Origin of the sequence: Thalassoglobus neptunius, assembly GCF_007859735.1 — a bacterium.
In the GTDB taxonomy this organism is placed as follows: Bacteria; Planctomycetota; Planctomycetia; order Planctomycetales; family Planctomycetaceae; genus Thalassoglobus; species Thalassoglobus neptunius.
The window spans coordinates 2974096-2991395 of the sequence record NZ_SIHI01000001.1; the positions used below are offsets into that span (position 1 = coordinate 2974096).

10 protein-coding genes are annotated in these 17300 nt (G+C 52.9%); 6 read left to right on the forward strand and 4 right to left on the reverse strand.

Going from position 1 to position 17300, the window contains the following annotated elements; translation table 11 throughout:
- Positions 1-63: 63 nt before the first annotated feature.
- The 3 genes from KOR42_RS11885 to KOR42_RS11895 form a co-directional block, all read right to left on the reverse strand.
- Positions 64-1521, reverse strand: coding sequence for an efflux RND transporter periplasmic adaptor subunit (locus tag KOR42_RS11885; RefSeq protein ID WP_197441084.1), 1458 nt, complete (start codon positions 1519-1521; stop codon positions 64-66).
- A gap of 25 nt (positions 1522-1546) precedes the next feature.
- Positions 1547-2911: a histidinol dehydrogenase gene (gene hisD, locus KOR42_RS11890; RefSeq protein WP_146509898.1), complete on the reverse strand. Its 1365-nt coding sequence runs from the start codon at positions 2909-2911 to the stop codon at positions 1547-1549.
- A 125-nt stretch (positions 2912-3036) separates the two neighbouring features.
- Positions 3037-4557, reverse strand: coding sequence for a sulfatase family protein (locus KOR42_RS11895; protein ID WP_146509899.1), 1521 nt, complete (start codon positions 4555-4557; stop codon positions 3037-3039).
- Positions 4558-4803: 246 nt separating this feature from the next.
- Between KOR42_RS11895 and KOR42_RS11900 the strand changes: the two genes are divergently transcribed.
- Positions 4804-6603, forward strand: coding sequence for a DNA methyltransferase (locus tag KOR42_RS11900; protein WP_146509900.1), 1800 nt, complete (start codon positions 4804-4806; stop codon positions 6601-6603).
- A 23-nt stretch (positions 6604-6626) separates the two neighbouring features.
- Here the strand turns inward: KOR42_RS11900 and KOR42_RS11905 are convergent, their stop codons facing one another.
- On the reverse strand, positions 6627-9863 hold the full coding sequence (locus KOR42_RS11905) for a DUF1549 domain-containing protein (protein WP_146509901.1): 3237 nt from the start codon (positions 9861-9863) through the stop codon (positions 6627-6629).
- Positions 9864-10152: 289 nt separating this feature from the next.
- Between KOR42_RS11905 and KOR42_RS11910 the strand changes: the two genes are divergently transcribed.
- The 5 genes from KOR42_RS11910 (at position 10153) to KOR42_RS11930 (ending at position 17249) form a co-directional block, all read left to right on the forward strand.
- Positions 10153-13818: a tetratricopeptide repeat protein gene (locus KOR42_RS11910; protein WP_146509902.1), complete on the forward strand. Its 3666-nt coding sequence runs from the start codon at positions 10153-10155 to the stop codon at positions 13816-13818.
- A gap of 54 nt (positions 13819-13872) precedes the next feature.
- A complete protein-coding gene (locus KOR42_RS11915) occupies positions 13873-14955 on the forward strand; it encodes a tetratricopeptide repeat protein (protein ID WP_146509903.1) in 1083 nt (360 codons plus the stop codon).
- Between the two features lie 218 nt (positions 14956-15173).
- Positions 15174-16016, forward strand: a complete 843-nt coding sequence (locus KOR42_RS11920; RefSeq protein ID WP_231740864.1) for a MotA/TolQ/ExbB proton channel family protein — start codon at positions 15174-15176, stop codon at positions 16014-16016.
- A gap of 64 nt (positions 16017-16080) precedes the next feature.
- Positions 16081-16563, forward strand: coding sequence for an ExbD/TolR family protein (locus tag KOR42_RS11925; protein ID WP_146509905.1), 483 nt, complete (start codon positions 16081-16083; stop codon positions 16561-16563).
- Positions 16564-16760: 197 nt separating this feature from the next.
- Positions 16761-17249, forward strand: coding sequence for an ExbD/TolR family protein (locus KOR42_RS11930; protein ID WP_146509906.1), 489 nt, complete (start codon positions 16761-16763; stop codon positions 17247-17249).
- Positions 17250-17300 lie beyond the last annotated feature (51 nt).

Genomic DNA, 17300 nt, shown 5'->3' on the forward strand with positions numbered 1-17300 from the left:
GATTCGTTCGAGCAGACCGGCGGCCTTCGATAGAGACACGTTTTGCGAACACCGAGCGTTGGTTCACGACTTTCGGAGGTTCCACCACGCGGAGAGTTTGTCGATCATTCGTCGAAACCAGACACGACCGATCGAGCGGTGACCGCAGAAAATCCGGCACTGAACACTCGATCCAGGACGAATTCCCGGATCGAGATCTTCATCGATCGTGGCCTGCATTTCGAGAGAGACACCGCGTCCCGTTCTAACAGTCATTGCAGGAGCAATTGATTGGAGAGTGGCTGTGAAGGACTCGTTGGGAGCGTCCGCAGTGACGATCGCGATGGAGATTTGATCGCTGTTCACAGCTTCGATGACAGGTCCGGAATCGCGTTGATCAACATAGAGTTCGACGATCCATGGCCCCTTGAGGTCGGCAACTCTTAATAATCGGTCTGTGCGTTGAACAGGTCGACCGACCGGTAGTTTTGAATTCAGATCGGGAGTGAGAACCGTTCCTCGGATGGGGCTCCGCAGAGTCAGGGCGAATTGTTGCTCTTCGAGGCTTTTGATCTGTGTTCGAATGTTCTGTTCGAGTGCTTTCAGTTCTTCACGACGGGCTGCAAGATCGTGCATTCGATTCCGCTCTCGCGACGACGATTGCGGATCGGTTCGAAGTGTTTCGAGATCATCGATTTGCTGAGAAGTGGTCGCGAGTTCTCCGCGCAGCTCCGAGAGACTCATCTGTAATTCGGGACTCTTCAGCTCAATGAGTTTAGTATCAACGTCGACATCAACTCCGGTCGTTACTAAGACGTTGTCGATGTATCCGTTGGCACCGGCAAAGACATCGCGTTGACGATCGGGGCGAAGGACTCCGTTTCCGTAGATGACAAGCTCAGTCGGGACAGTTGTCAGCAGGAGAAGAGCGAAGGCGATTGTTCCGAGGACCAGCAGGCTTCGCGTCAGTCTTCCTCGAGTCCACGATGAACGTAAGCGGGCGACAAAGCCTTGCTGGAGTCGGGAGTGGTTCAAAGCATGCGTTAGCGCTGTTCGAATGAGCGGAGTACCTTCCTTTAAGTCCGAGACTGAACGAGCCAGTGGGGCGTTCTTTTCAAACTGATCGAAAACCAGAACACCGATCATTTCCGATGAATGATCCTGAGCATGGCTGCGAATGGGGAGAACGACCACTCGTTGTGTGCGGCAACGCTCGTGGTAGCTGCGACAATCGTTTGACGGGTCATCTGCGTTTGAATCGAGAACTTCGCCCGAATTCCAGCAGCTCTTCGCGATCTCTTCCAGCATTTGAGTTGTGGACGAGCGCGGGTCAATAGACTGAACTCCACTGACCGATTTGAGGCGAAGCTTGTCTCCGGTTCTCAGAAGCAGGCTGACTCGATCCCAGCCGGACCACAATCGTGTTTCATTAGTAATGGCTGCGGAACACTCTTCGATATCAAGAGATCGAAAGATCCCGGCAATCCAGTTCGGAGTGTCCAGTGTGTGACCATCGTCCTGTGAGACTGGCTGTGATGGCACGGTGTTGATTCCTGCTCCGACTGGGCTACTCATTCACACGGATATCAACGCTCGCTCGATGTGCTGTCAGTCCTTCCTTGTCCGCAAGAATGCGAACATTGGGAGCGTCTCGACGACAGGCTTCTTCGTTGTAGGAAATGATCGAAGAGCGTTTCAGGAAATCATTCGCACACAACCCGTTTGCAAAACGAGCTGTTCCACCAGTGGGCAGGACGTGTGAAGGTCCAGCGACATAATCTCCAAAGGCAACGGGAGTGAAATGTCCGACGAAAATTGCTCCCGCGTTCTGAACGCGATCCAACATGCGCTCAGGATGATCCATCGAAAGATGCAGGTGCTCGGTCGCCAGCAGGTCCGTCAGTTCTGCTGCTTCGTCTTCATCGCGAGCGAGAATCAGCGCGCCGTAATCTTCCAGACACTTTCTCGCGAGGTCTCCGCGACTCAACTGGCTCAACTGGGTTTCGAGTGCGTTCTGCACTTGTTCAATTAGTGGAGCGTGCCAGGTAATCAGAACCCCGGAACCGGGGCTGTGCTCCGCTTGTGAAATCAAATCGCTGGCGATGTAATCGGGTCGAGCCGTTTCGTCCGCGAGGACAATGACTTCGCTCGGACCGGCGATGCTGTCGATATCCACTTCACCGAAGACATATCGCTTGGCGAGTGCAACGAACAGATTTCCGGGACCGACGATTTTGTCGACTCTCGGAATCCCCTCAACTCCATACGCCAGAGCAGCGACGGCTTGAGCCCCTCCGACTCGATAAACTTCGGTGATTCCCAGTTCATGACAGGTCGCCAGCAGATCGGTGTTGTACCCCCCGAATTCCGTCGGAGGAACGACGATCGCGATTTCCGGGACACCTGCTGCTTGAGCCGGGACCGCTGTCATGAGCACTGTCGACGGGTAAGCTGCAGCTCCTCCGGGAACGCAAATTCCGACCCGCTTGAGTGGTCGATATCGCTGTTTCAGTTCGACGCGAGCATCACCTGACTCGCGGACGATCGAGACATCTTCGGTCAGGATCGCCTTCTGAAATTCCATCACATTGTCGCGGACTTGTCGAACGGTTTCGAGAAACTCCGTGTCAGCCTTCGCATGTGCGGCAGCGAGTTCTTCGGGCGAGACTCTTAGATCCGAGACATCGAAATCCGGACGATCGAGCAGCCGCGAATAGTTGAGGAGTGGCTCGAGACCTTGCGACTGCACGTCGCGACAGATTCGTTCGACGACTTGCTGCGGAGAGAGTGGTTCCCCAAACAGCTCGACAGTTCGCTGTCGACCTGCCTCGGAAACGACATCTCCTCGCGGGCTGAGTTTGTTTCTGAGTTCCGCGAATAATTCTTCGGCGTTTCCCAGCGAACAATCAATCGTCGGAATCTTCAGTGACATGATGTTGCGGATATCTTAAATCAGTTGGGAATTCAGGGAATGAAAAGAGCGGATCGTGTCCTCGTCAATGACGAAACGCAATTTGCAAGAAACAAACTGAGCGGACACGATCCCACGAGACGGGTTCACTCATAGTCCCACTTCATGATCCACGGATCTTCCATCTCTTCCTGGAACTGCTTGAGTTTCTCCTGATACGTTTTCAGGATCTCAGCGTACTCACTTTTCACAGCGAGATTTTCAGATTCGTAGGGATCTTCAGCAATGTGATAGAGTTCGAACTTGGGTCGATGAATATAGTCCCCGACGGTTTTCTGCCCATACGGGGCGGTCATCCCTTTCTGATATTGAGCCTGCCAGGACGAAGCAGCCCACAAGTCTGAAGCGAACGGATAGGGCAGACCGTGAGCGATATTCCAGATCAGCTTGTACTCCTTGTCCCGCACGACACGCATGGGGTAGTACATTTGAATTTCGTGGAATGTGTGCGACGCGAAAATTGTGTCCCAATGCTCAGCATCAGGATCTCCGAGGATCGGAATCCAGGACTTTCCGTGATAGCTGCGAAACTTGTGTCCGCCGTTTCTGTTCTCTTTGAGATTCTCTCCGCGCTCTTTCCAGAACTTGTCGGGATCCACCCAGTCTTTTGGTCCGTTGGTTTTCGGATCGAGGCCTCCGGCGAAGTCGAGAAGTGAGGGTGTGATATCAATGTGGCTGATCATCGCGGTTGAGCGGACTCCACGATTCTCGTTGTATGGATTTCGAACAACGAACGGAACTTTCAACCCTGCTTCGAAGACGGTTGTTTTTCCGCCCGAAAAGGCCATCCCATGATCGGAGGTGAAGACGATCAGGGTTTTGTCGTACAGGTCCGCTTCTTTGAGGATCTTGACGAGTCGAGCCACACCCTGATCAATTCGTGCGCAGGACTGGTAGTACTGAGCGAGTTCTTCGCGAGTTTCCTGGGTGTCGGTCATGAAGTGAGGAATGGGAACGTCAGCTGGATCGTAAAAGACTTCTTCGACGCCGTCGTGTGAACCTTTCTTCGGACGATTCCCGAACAGGTCCGGTTTCAGTTTGCTGCTGGAGGTCTGATCTTTTCCGCCTCCGCGATGAGGATCAGACGTTCCGAAGTACAGGAAGAAAGGTCGATCATCGGACCGATTGGTGATGAACTCTCGGCAATTCTCAGCCATGGCAACAGCGTTGCGTCCGTTCCCTTTCATGTATGTTTCATAGTGGTAAACCGTTTCGGGAGCGACGTGATACTTCCCGATATGACCCGTTCGATATCCCGCATTCGCGAGAACTCGAGGAAGGGCCAGACTGACCACGTTGTCGAAAGACGAAAACTTGTGGTAATGATGCTGATGTCCGTATTGGCCATTCTTGTGATTGTGCAGCCCGGACATCACGACCGATCGGCTGGCACTACAACTTGCTGTTGTGGCGAAAGCATTCAAGAAGAGAGTTCCATCTTCAGCGATGGCGTCGATGGCGGGCGTCTTCGCGACGGGATCGCCGTAGCAGCCAAGAGTGGGGCTCTCATCGTCTGTGATGAAGAAGATGATATTCTTCTCAGCTGCGATTGAGGTGTGTGCAAAACCAAAGATCGTCAGGAGGGTGAGACACAAAAGTTTGTGCATGGCTTTCGGTTCCGGAGCTAGAACAAAGGCAGGGGTGTCGTTCGGTTTGATTCATCCACATGCGGAAATTGCATGAGATCAATGTGGAACGATGAATACAGGACAACTGAATCGGTTTTCGTTACAAGATTCACGTCTTGGATCACAGAGTAACGAATTCACAGACGTTGTTGCCACTGATTGCTTGGCCCCGACAATGAATCGGGTAGGATACGTCATTACAGATCTTTCACGAGATATGACATCATGGATGAATTTCTGAACTCAATTGTGCATGGTGACTGTGTTGAAGGTCTGAATGGGCTTCCGGCTGAGTCGATCGACCTGGGCTTTGCGGACCCGCCCTTCAATATCGGGTACGAGTACGATGTCTATCACGATAAGCTCGGCAGGGAGAAGTACCTCCAATGGTCGCGGGATTGGATCACTGCCACGCATCGGGCTCTCAAGCCGAACGGAACATTCTGGCTCGCGATTGGAGATGAATACGCGGCAGAGCTGAAACTGCTGAGCCAGGAGATCGGTTTTCACTCTCGCAGCTGGGTCATTTGGTATTACACGTTCGGAGTGAATTGCAAACAGAAGTTCACCCGATCGCATGCCCATCTCTTCTATTTCGTGAAAGACCCTCAGCGGTTCACGTTCCGAGCGGATGATCTGGAGAACCGGATTCCGTCTGCCCGGGAACTCGTCTACAACGACAAACGTGCCAATCCGAAGGGCCGCCTTCCCGACGATACCTGGATTATCCGCCCGGAGAATGTCGTTGGAGAGATGATGGCAGAAGATGGAATGTGGAGCCCGGACGATTTGACTCCGACACGGGATATCGACCGAACATGGGCACTTCGTCCGCAGGACATCCAGGGATGTTTTCAAGGGGACGAGGACACATGGTATTTCCCGCGCGTTGCTGGAACGTTTAAGGAGCGGCAGGGCTTTCACGGGTGTCAGATGCCGGAGCAGTTGCTCGGTCGAATCATTCGCAGTTGTTCGAATTCGGGTGACATCGTCGTCGATCCGTTCTCTGGAAGTGCGACAACACTTGCGGTGGCAAAGAAGCTGAACCGGAAGTTCGTGGGCTTTGAACTCTCGGAAGATTACGTCAACTATGGACGTGGTCGACTCGAACAGATTCGAGTGGGTGATCCCCTCGATGGCTCGGCAGAACCGACGAAAAGTGCTCCCGCGACAAAGGCGAAATCTGACAAAGCTTCGAAATCGAAAAAGGTTGTCGCGACTCCGGAACGTGCTCCCTCCGAAGAGCGTTTGGCGGAAGCTCAATTGCAGACTGTGCTGACCGGAATCGTCGAAGCCTTTCAGATGACCCACGACGGGTTTTCTGTCGACCGGGTTGTCGCTGATCCTGCGATCAACGATGAGTTTGTTGAGACTTGCCGTCGACTGGGGCTTGCAGGTGAACCGCGCACCTGGAATTCGCTATTGTTTCGATTGAGGAAGTCTGGAAAGCTTGCGCATATTGAGACGGTCCGAGCTACCACGATGAACTGGCTCGACGTCGATCCATTTTTGCACGCCAGCGAAATCGCGTTGCAATCTCTGCTCAACGAAGAGTTCGCCACAAGCCTCGATGAAATTCTTGTCGATCCACTGCTGGCCAGAAAGTTTGATGAACTCGCTCATCAGTTTGCTCCAGGAAGAAGCTCGTTCGAAATCCGATGGGCTGCCTTGAAGATCCGAAAGCAATCAAAAACGGCGCGACAGCGCGGGGCGATTCTGACAGCTCCCAAGCGGATTGGAAAAGCCATCGTCTTTTCGGAACTGGATGTCTCTCAGATTCCATCCGGACCGGGTGTCTATTTGCTTCGCTCGAAGCAGAAGAACAATCTGTACGCTGGCGAGACCTTAAATCTTCAGCAGCGACTCGCTTTGCATTTCAATGCTTCTCATCCCGTCGATGTTCTTCCGGAAAGCACGACGATTCAAATCTTTCCGACGCAGACGAGACCGTCTGAAATTCTCGCGTGGCAAAGCTGTTTCGTCAGAACGCACAAGCCAAGTTGGAACTACCAGGAACTCGGTTAAACCGCTTCCGGTTGCGCGTGGCTTTAGTCGATGTAAATGAACTCGTTGGAATTCAGAAGCACGTGACAGAAGTCAACGAGTTGAGAAGGCGGAGCATTGGAGAAACTCTCAACGTTCAGCTCCCGATTGTGAACTCTGTCGATGAGGGCTGTGTTGCCGCCATTGAAGTCCCACTGACCGACAATCTGATCCGCGTCGATGTTTGCATCTAAGATTGCTTCGGGGGTCAGAATCTCCTCTTCGGAGAGGGCTGTCCGATAGAGATGCAGGTCGTCAATCCAACCATCCCAGCGATGGCGATTCTGTCGTACACGTCCTCCCACGACGAAGGGGAGACGATTGGTTTCTGCCTGGACGACTCGATGGTCTGCATGTGTCACAGTCTGTTCGTTGGTGATCAGATTGCGAACGACAAACGTTATTCCGTCGGCGGTTGGATTCTCGAGGTCAACCGAAACGGAAACGAAATACGGACGGTTCAATTCAAGATGAATTCCGGAGCGGACGATTTCATACGTTCGCTTCCCTGAAGAGTTCTTTCCGATCAGTTGCAGAATCAGATGTCGCGGTTGATGGGACGACTTCGTCGATGTCACTCCCAACGACCAACCGGGTGACTTGGAATCAGAATTCCAGTGGGAAGCGATCGTCCGGACCGAAGCATCGGGGTAAATCGACCGAAGCAAGAGAGTTGCCGAGACCGTGAATTGGTTGCGGGGGAGATCTTTAGAATCGAGGGTTTGAACGGGCGAGGCCAAAGGGGACTCATTCACTTCGAGCACTTGAGTGTTCGTTTTCGCGCGAGCAACTTCTTCAGCGACGGGACTGCTTTCCTGTGACTCTTCAAGAAAACGAAGCGTTCGATTTAATTCCTGTTCAGTTGGCGGACGTTGCAAAGCGGTGAGATACGCATCCCGAATTTGTGACTCCAGGCTGCGATCGTTCGATTTGACGAGGCGATTGGCGAAGTCCTGTGCATGTCCCAAAGTCTGCTCTCCATTGATCAGCAACAAAGACTGAGATGGAGAAGTCGTGATATTCCGGGATGGGCTGCTGGTGATTCGGTCGGGAAAATCAAACAGAGCGAGCAGAGGATCCATTTTGTTGCGAATGACCTTGTTGAAGATCGTGCGACGATCAGAATCAATCGAAGCAGGCGGGCCTCCGGATTTCAGATTGAGAGTTCCCGCGACAGAAAGTTGCGCGTCCCGAATTTGCTCTGCGGACAACCGTCGAACGTTGAACTTCCACAGGAAGCGATTTTCCGGATCGATCAGTTCGGCTTCTTTATTCGAGGTGAGTGATGATTGACGATAGGCAGCTGAGTGAACGATTTCACGGTGCAGCCATTTCAGGCTCCAGCCTTTTTCGACGAATCGAGTTGCCAGCCAGTCGAGCAATTCCGGATGAGTCGGAGTTTCTCCGAGGTGACCGAAATCGCTGGGGCTGTTGACGATGCCAGCTCCGAAGTGCTGCTTCCAGATCCGGTTGACGATGACGCGAGTTGTGAGTGGATGATTCTCCTTCGTCAGCCAGTTCGCGAGAGTCGTTCTTCGTCCGGTTGTCGGCTCCGGGAGATTCAGTTCTGCGATGTTTGCTGATTCCGGGTCGAAGATGGTGAGAAACCCGGGTTCAACCTCTCCAAGTCGCTCCTTGCTGGGAATAAAGATCTCGGGCGCTTCGTCCCCGAATTCGGAGATTGAACGTCCTTTGGGAAGCGGTTGCGGCTTGAGATCATCAAACTCTGCAAGCTCTTTCTGGAGAGCGTCCCACTTCTTCTTTTCTTCCCCTTTGAAAGTTGTGGGAAGTGTCTTGTATCGATCAAGAACCTGAAGGAAGACGAGGTGACGAAGCTGGTCGTCCAGAGACGAGCGTTTTTCCGCGGGACGGTAATAGATCTCCTGAATGTCTTCAGGAAACATCATCACCATTTTGCGTTCAAGCTCTTTCAGTTTGGGAGCTTTCAGCTGATCAATCTGCTGGCGGATGCTTTCCGTTGCAGTTTCCCATTGCTCGAGTTGCTCTTCGTAGCGGACAATCTCATCCGGAGAAGCGAGGACTTTCTCGTCGTCGAGTGAGATGTTCGCGAAGAATGCTTGCAGGCGGAAATAATCCTTTTGAAGAATGGGATCGAATTTGTGGTCGTGACACCGGGCGCATCCCATTCCGACTCCGAGGAAGGTATCTCCAACAGTGTCGGTGATGTCGTTGAGCATGTCTTGCCATTGTGTGCGGACGTCACGCTGGTTGTACTCGTAGATTCCGCATCGCAGGAAACCGGTCGCAGCGATCGCTTCGGGATCATTGGGAGCAATTTCGTCTCCGGCGATTTGCTCTCGAACAAACTGATCGAACGGTTTATCAGAATTGAACGCCTGAATGACATAGTCTCGGTACTGCCAGGCATTGGGGCGGTAGTCGTCTTTTCGATATCCGTCCGATTCCGCGTATCGGACAAGATCCAGCCAGAACTGCGCCCAGTGCTCGCCATATCGCGGGCTGTCAAGCAGATCGTCAACGAGTCGTTCGTAAGCTTCGGGGGATGTGTCAGCGAGAAACTCATCGACTTGTTCCGGCGTTGGCGGCAAGCCGGTCAAATCAAAATAGAGTCTCCGAACAAGTGTGAGCGGTTCCGCCTCGTCGCTGGGAGAAAGACCGTTCTCATTCATTTTGCGGAGAAGGAATCGATCGACGGCGTTTCGAGGCCAATGCTCAGGTTCGACTTGAGGAACAGTCGGATCGCGAAGCGGTTGAAAAGACCAGAACTGGCGGTCTTCGTCGGTGATTTTGTCGGCAGAACTGGCTGGGCGAACGGTGCGATCTCCTCCCGGCCACGGGGCACCGAGTTCCACCCATTTCACGAGAACGTCAATTTCCTTTTCCGAAAGCTGACCTGCCGGCGGCATTTCGTAGGACTCGTAGCGGATCGCTTCGATCAAAAGGCTTTCGTCGGCCTTGTGTGGAATGACTGCCGGACCGCTTTCTCCGCCGGAGAGAATCTCGGAGATCGAGTCCAGTTTGAGCCCACCTTTACTCACTTTCCCACTGTGACACTCATGGCAGTGCTCGACGAGCAATGGACGAACTCGAGATTCAAAGAATTCCATGGTCTTGGAATTCAGTTCCGTCTGAACCGCAATCTCTTTTGACGTGGAGGGTTCCGCAGCTGTTGCGACTGCTCCGGTCAGACTCAACACGAAAATGAGGCACATTTTGTCGAGAGCGCGGAACGATTTCGGAGAAAATTCGCAAATGATCATCAATTCACCAGAAGACGCAGCTATGTAATGAGGTAACCCTGACACACCCTCATTTTGGGCTTTGTGTTAAATGGACGGACTTGGATTTTTCATGATTCACGATATAGAGTATGTCATTGGTGGATTCGAATGCGAGTTCACTTGAGATTATTGAGGCCCGATGACGCCTCCGGTTCCTGTCAGCATCCGTCTCTTTTGAGAGAATCTCTTGAAGACGTGGAGTCCGTTTCAACGTTTTCATGGATGTTAACGATCCGACTGAATCTGCCCAAAAGGACGGTTGCGCTTTATGATGCTCCCTCGTCGGTGTTATTTTCTTCTCATCATTGTGTCTCTGACCCTGTGTCTTTGCACGAACATCAGGCTTCCAGCTACAGAGCCGGTCCTGGAGTTTGTCGAAGGGCTTCGCCAGCGTGGCTACTATGACACCGCTCTGGAGTATCTGAGCGAGGTCGAGAATCGCCAGAATCTTCCTCAGAACATAGTGGATGTTTTGGCTTATGAACGAGCGGAAACGCTTCTTCAGAATGCTCGGCGGCTGAAGAATCTGGACGATCAGCGGAAGCAACTGGACGCTGCGCAGGCATCGTTCGAACAATTTGTGAAGGCTTCCCCGAACCATCCTCTCGCCGGTCGAGCGAATACTGCGCGCGGACGAATTCTTCTCGAGAAAGCCCGCGTCGAGATTTGGGATGGAGACAAGCCATCCAACGCGGGGAGCCGCGATCTCTTCCGTCAGAATGCTCGCGACCTCATTCAACAGGCACGAGGCATTTTCCAACAGGCAGTCGGACAGCATCAAAATGCTGTCAAGGCGTTTCCGACGTTCATTCCTCCCGAAAACAAAGAGTTGCGGGCAGAGCGTGCCGAGGCGGAATCACAGTTCATGGAAGCGGAGCTCGATCTCACTCAGTGCAAGTACTGGGAAGCACAGACTTATGATCGGGGCAGTGAACAGCACAAAAAGATTCTGACCGAAGCAGCGTTTGAGTTTGAGAAAATTCACGAGCGATTTCGCAGCCAGTTGGGCGGTCTCTATGCCCGAATGTGGCAAGGGAAGTGTTTCGAAGAACAGGATGAAATCGGGATCGCTCTCGGAATCTATGAGGAAATTCTGGGACACGAGGGTCGTTCCGACGCGATGCGAAGCTTGAAGGATTCAGCCCTTCGGTTTCGATTGATCTGTCTGAATCACGAAGAGCGTGAAGACTATAAGCTGGTTGTTCTCGAAGCGGAGGAATGGCTTCGGAATGCCCGCACGCGATCGAGAACCGATGTCGGTTTGGGAATTCAGTGGGAACTCTGTCGTGCTCTCGAAGTGCTTGGGGCCGACCGAACGCTTTCGGAAACGGAACGTCGGAACAATCTCACCGAAGCTCTGAACCGAGCCCGCACCATCGCCCGCTTTCCGGGAGAATTGAAAACTCCTGCCTCAGCGATGATTCAACGCCTGATGGTGGCTCTCAATCGAGATCCCGGTGACCCAAAAGATTTTGACACCGCTTACGGCAACGCCGGTCAGATTTATGAGGAAGTCAATTCTCTCAATCAAGCGATCAATCAGGCCAAGCTCGACGGGAATCTTGCGCAAGCGAAAGAGATTCAAGAGACGCTCATTGCGACCGCTGGGGAGATGGCTCGACTTTACGATCTGGCGATTCGGTTTGTTCAGGAAGACACCGATCCGATCATGGTCAACATCGCGCGATTGAGACTCGCCTACGGCTATTTGCTTCAACAGAAGTATCTCGATGCCGGTGTTGTGGCCCAATATCAGATGGACAAATACGGCGATGAGTTTCCCGAAGTGGGACGGGAAGCGGGCTTCATCGCGATGACGGCGTTTGACTATGCCTACTCCGATGCTTCTCCGGGGAACCGAGAGTTCGAAGCAGCCATGGTCAAAGCGATGGCGGAGAAGCTCGCCAGCCGGTGGCCGGATTCCGGTCGAGCCAATGACGCTCGAAATGCTGTGGCGAAAATCGCGTTCCAGGATGGAGACCTACTACAAGCTGCCGAGTGGTGGGATCAGGTTCCACAAGGATCCTCCGATTACGCGAACGCTCAAATCCGAGCCGGAAAAGCATACTGGCGTCAGTACGATCTCGAAGCATCCAAACCCGCTCTTGAACGACCAACACCGGATCAGTTGAACGAATGGAAAGCGGCTGCCATTCAACATCTTGAAACAGGCATCGCGGAAGCCGAGAAGAATATTTCCGCCGAAACTCCGCTGCCGGATGAAGTCGTCAGCGCGAAACTTTCTCTCGTCAGTATCCGCAACATGGATGGAATCTACGAAACTCCCGAAGATGGACCAATCGGTGCCATCGAGTTGTTGACCGCCGGTCCTCACTCGGTCATCGCCAGTGTTTCCGTCGCTGAAGGAGAGTCTCGACCGACCGAACCTTCCAGCGCGAAGAGCCAGGAAATGGCGAGCTTCGCGTATCAACAGCTTCTGCGAGCGTACATCGGGATCAAGAATCTCGAGGAAGCCAGAAACGCCCGGATGCAACTGGAACAAGTCGCCGGAAGCGACGATGCAGCTGCGTTGACACAGATCTTTGTTTCGTTCGGACGAGAACTCGAACAAGAACTGGAACGCTTGAAAGCTTCCGGTGAGAACGAACGAGTTCAGGAAGTTCGAGAAGGTTTCGAAGGGTTCTTGAACGACCTCTCCAATCGAAAAGAAGGACAGACGTTTTACTCCATGCTTTGGATCGCGGAAACTTTCGCCAGTCTGGGCGACGCGAGCCGCGACGATCAGCAGAAGTCGGAAGAATACTTCACCAAGTCCTCGGACATTTATCGCCAGATCGTGGAGCGAGCAGCGAGCGAGCCCGATTTCGTTTCCGATCCGCGTCAGATCACTTCGACCAAGCTTCGACTGGTCAACACGCTTCGACGGAAACCAGAATTCCCCGCAGCAGAAACGGTGATTCTCGAGATTCTCCAGGAGAGCCCGAATGCTCCCGATGCCCAGTTTGAGGCAGCTTCGCTTTATCAGGACTGGGGACAGCAGGGCGGACCCGACGCGCTCGAACACTTTCAGATGGCGGTTGCCGGTCAAAAGGAACCGATTCGCGTTTGGGGATGGGCTTACACAGCTCAAGCTCTGCAACGAGCGATCTTCGGAAAAGAAGATCCTCGCATGGAACAACTTCACTTTGACGCGAGATACAACCTTGCGGAAACCGAATATCAGTACGGGATGACCGCGCTCGATAACGAGACTTCCGTCGAACATCTGCGTCGTGCTCAAGCAGCGATCTCAGGGTTTCAACGAGTTTCGAATCGCTGGCCGGATGCGGAGTATCAGCGTTTCAACAAGCTCTATCGTCAGGTCCTCGAAGCACTCGGAAGTCCTGTCGTTGACCTCCCGCGTGATGTCGATCGTCCGCAAACTTCCCCGGACACTCCCGCTGAACAGGTTGCTGATCAAGGTGGTCCGACCACTGTCGCCGAAGACTCAGCTGTCGCGACTCCGGAAAGTTCAAGCAGTCCACTGTTGATGATCCTTCTTTTGGTGGTCGGCGGAGCTGCGGTTGCCGGGCTGTACTTCCTCGCAGTCGGTCAGAACAAGCGGAAGTATTCGAAGTATCAAAATTCTTCGACGACGCCATCGACGACCAGTCCTGCTCCGGCCGAATCCATTCAGTTCGACAATGTTTTCGAGGCACCGGCTGATGTCGCTCCTGTGATTAACGTTCCCGATCAGGTGACTGCGGTCAAAGCACCTCCAGTGGTGATCAAAAAATCAGCGTCTGCGACGAAGTCCAAAACTGATGCTCCGGTGAAAAAGAAACGCAAGCTCACCGAAGAAGAAGTGAAGAAGATCAAAGCAGCTCGAGCGGCTAAAGCAGCGAAGCAAAAGAGTTCCTCAGACAAAGAATCCGCAACGGGTGAAACGCCGCCGACGAGGAAGCGTCGCCCTAAACCGCCGAGTTCCGAGTAGCCATTCAGCGAATCATTCGAATTCACCCAACACGTTTTCCAAAAGCTCAAAGCAATGCCGATCATCCCGACTTGTCGTCCTTTCGTAGCAGCATCGTCTCTTGTGCTGTTGCTCTTCAGCCCCGTGCTCGGGCAGGAAATCGATACTGTCTACCTGAAGGGCGAAGCGAAGCCTGTTGCAGGAGAGATTACGGCTGTCGACAAGACTTCTGTAACTGTCAACCAGAAAATCGCCCGGAAGGACGTCCCTGTTCCCGCGAATACCATCTCTTTTATTGCCTGGAGTGGAGAGCCGGCGACTCTCAATCTGGCTCGCAGTAATGAACGCGCCGGAAACCTCTCCGAAGCTGTGGCAGGTTATCAGGAAGCATTGTCGGCAATTGGTTCTGATGCTCCAGATATTAAGAGAGACGTGGAGTTCTTCCTGGCTCGAACGACTTCGAAATTAGCGCAGGCAGATCCGGAACAACTGACAGCAGCGATTCAACAGCTTCAACAGTTTGCCGAGCAGAATCGAAACTTTTATCGCTATTACGACACTCAAATCCTTCTCGCCGAAACGGCTTTGCTTGCGAATGATGTTTCCACAGCTGAGGCGGCTTACACGGTTCTCGAACAGTCGCCCTGGCTCGATTATCAGATGGCAGCAAAGATTGGACGGGCGAAGACATTGCTTGCCCGAAACGACATTGCCGCTGCAAAGCAGGTGTATGACGAAGTCGCTTCGAGCAATCCATCCTTACCGTCCGAAAAGGCGAAACAGCTAGAAGCAATGTTAGGTCAGGCGGAGTGCCTCCAACGTCAATCGGCGTACGATCAAGCTGCCGACATTCTTCAGACAGTCATTGACCAGACCGCAGCAGACGAAAGCCGCGTTCTTGCCGAAGCCTATCTGAGACTCGGCGACGGATACGCCGCACAAGGTCAGAAAGTGAAGGAAGCGATTCTTGCTTATCTTCATGTTGACGTCGTTCCATCACTCGCATCACACGCGGACTTACATGCTGAGGCGCTTTATCGTCTCGCTCAACTCTGGCCGGTCGTCAGTCAACCTGCGCGGGGAGCGGATGCTTCTGCGAAGTTGGAAGCCGATTACCCCAACAGCCCATGGGTTGAGAAGCTGGGAAGCGGCGGTTGAATGGCGAAGAGTCGCCCGGTCATTCAGGTGAACACTCCTGTTCCGGTTTTGCAAGAAAGATGTCTCCATCAAACAGACAAAATCGATGGGAGTCAATGGCGACCCTCTTCACAGCGTCTTATGATTCTTTGAAATTCCAGTCTTAAACATCTCAAGATCACACTCACGGTCGACAGCTTCCCCCCACTGTGCGATCGCTGTTGTTAGCGGAGAATATGATGCTTTCTCGTCTCAGTGGACAACGCCGTATCTGGCAGGCAACCTCTCTGATGATGGCCATCATGGCCATGTTTGTCGCATCGGTTCCAAATTCCGGTTGGGCATATCAGGAAGACGCAGCAACCGAAACGGCTCCTGACTCAACCGAAAACACTACCGAAGAGGCATCAACGGACTCTGAAACTCCCGCAACAGCACCTCGGGAAACCATGCTCAGCTGGATGATTCGCTCATCCGGGTATTTCGGAGCCGTCCTGCTTCTCATCTCATTCATCATGGTGGCAGTGATCATGATGAACCTTCTTCAGGTGCGAAGAGATAATCTTCTGCCGGAAGAGTTCGTGATCGCCTTCGAAGAAAAGCTGACAGCAAAAGACTATCAGGGTGCATACGAAATCGCCCGCAGCGATGAATCACTGATCGCTCGAGTTCTCGCCGCTGGCCTCGGACGCCTGAATCGAGGATACGAAGAAGCGATTGAAGGAATGCAGGAAGTCGGTGAAGAAGAGAGCATGATGATGGAACATCGACTCAGCTATCTGGCACTGATCGGATCGATCGCACCGATGATCGGCCTGATGGGAACGGTTTGGGGGATGATCCAGTCGTTCCGAGAAATCTCAACAGCCGCTACAGCACCGAAGCCAAAAGACCTCGCCGACGGAATTTCGACAGCGTTGTTTACGACTCTCGAAGGACTCGTCGTCGCGATTCCCGCAATCATCGCGTACGGTCTGCTTCGTAACCGTGTCAGCCGTCTTCTGCTGGAGGTCGGTCGAGTGAGCGAAGGACTCATGGCTCGCTTTTCTGCCGTTGGAAAAGCAGGCAACGAGAAAGCCTGATCACGGATTCAGCGAATCGATCAAGCAGCAATGTTGATTTCAGTCGCCACTCCTGAGTGAAACAATGAAGATCAAACACGCCAAGCCAACGATCGTCGAAGCGGACATGACTCCGATGATCGATATGACGTTCCAACTGATCGCGTTCTTCATGATCGTGACGAACTTCGAGCAGACTCAAGCGGACGAACGCGTCAAACTGCCCGCAGATAAACTCGCGCGTCCTCCGAAAGTTGCCCGCGAAAACGACATCGTTTTGAATGTCGGTTTCGATCGGAACGAACTCGGACAGAAGATCAGCCAGGAACCGGGGATCTTTTACGGAGATCAGCCGATTCCGATTCGGGATTACTTCCCGCGACTGAAAGATGAATACACTCTCGCTGCCAAACAATTCGGCGAGGCGGAAGCCCGGAAAAGAACCATTGTGATCCGGGCAGATGGAGATGTTCCGACAGGTTTGATTCAGGAACTGATCAAGCTGGGACAGGAGGCAGGATTCGAAAAGTTCGCCTTAAAAGCCAAGTCCGATGATGAGGCAGGATAGTCACCGAAGGTCGTCGAAGTCGCGCGTTGATCAAGCTGTTTCTGAGGATGGAGTTTGATGACGACTGACTTCGAATTGTTCGAGAATCATCTCTCGACTCGTGATTAATCGATCCAAGCACGATCTCAGGAAATCAGCCTCCCCAGAAGGTTCACATCGCCAACTCAGGTGAGGCGACCAAGAGCGAAGATCAAACGATGAAATTTCGCAAACGAGAAACCGATACCAAAGTCGACATTCAAATGTCGGCCATGATCGATATTGTCTTTCAGCTGCTGATTTTCTTCCTGCTCACATTGAAAATTATCCCGCCGGAAGGGGACTTCAATATCAACATGCCGATCGGTGCTGTTGCCAACGCCAACGACGACATTCCCCCGATGGATCTCAAGGTGAAACTTGAGGCGAATCCGGACGGCACATTGAAACAGCTTTACTTCGGAAGCCGCGCGTTGGGCAACGACTTCCCATTCTGCTTTGAACGATTGAATCAAGACATCGCAGCGATCGCCGGAGGTCAGCAAGGTTACAGCGATGACCTCGAAGTCGAACTCGACCCGGATTACGGTCTTCACTATCGCTACATCGTGAAGGCGATCTCCGCATGCCGCGGCCGCATTCAGGGTGATCAGCAAGTCACCTATATCGAAAAGATCAAATTCGCCCCTGTCGATCGACCAGAATGACGTGATCCACTCGGGAGAACGATCTTCGCGGACTGTAGAGCCTCAGAAATG

Excerpts from the sequence above, each read along its gene's own strand:
- KOR42_RS11895 (WP_146509899.1), bottom strand. The coding sequence starts at position 4,557 with ATGCACAAACTTTTGTGTCTCACCCTCCTGACGATCTTTGGTTTTGCA.
- KOR42_RS11910 (WP_146509902.1), top strand. The coding sequence starts at position 10,153 with ATGATGCTCCCTCGTCGGTGTTATTTTCTTCTCATCATTGTGTCTCTG.
- KOR42_RS11905 (WP_146509901.1), bottom strand. The coding sequence starts at position 9,863 with ATGATCATTTGCGAATTTTCTCCGAAATCGTTCCGCGCTCTCGACAAA.
- KOR42_RS11930 (WP_146509906.1), top strand. The coding sequence starts at position 16,761 with ATGAAATTTCGCAAACGAGAAACCGATACCAAAGTCGACATTCAAATG.
- KOR42_RS11900 (WP_146509900.1), top strand. The coding sequence starts at position 4,804 with ATGGATGAATTTCTGAACTCAATTGTGCATGGTGACTGTGTTGAAGGT.
- KOR42_RS11915 (WP_146509903.1), top strand. The coding sequence starts at position 13,873 with ATGCCGATCATCCCGACTTGTCGTCCTTTCGTAGCAGCATCGTCTCTT.
- KOR42_RS11925 (WP_146509905.1), top strand. The coding sequence starts at position 16,081 with ATGAAGATCAAACACGCCAAGCCAACGATCGTCGAAGCGGACATGACT.
- hisD (WP_146509898.1), bottom strand. The coding sequence starts at position 2,911 with ATGTCACTGAAGATTCCGACGATTGATTGTTCGCTGGGAAACGCCGAA.
- KOR42_RS11920 (WP_231740864.1), top strand. The coding sequence starts at position 15,174 with ATGCTTTCTCGTCTCAGTGGACAACGCCGTATCTGGCAGGCAACCTCT.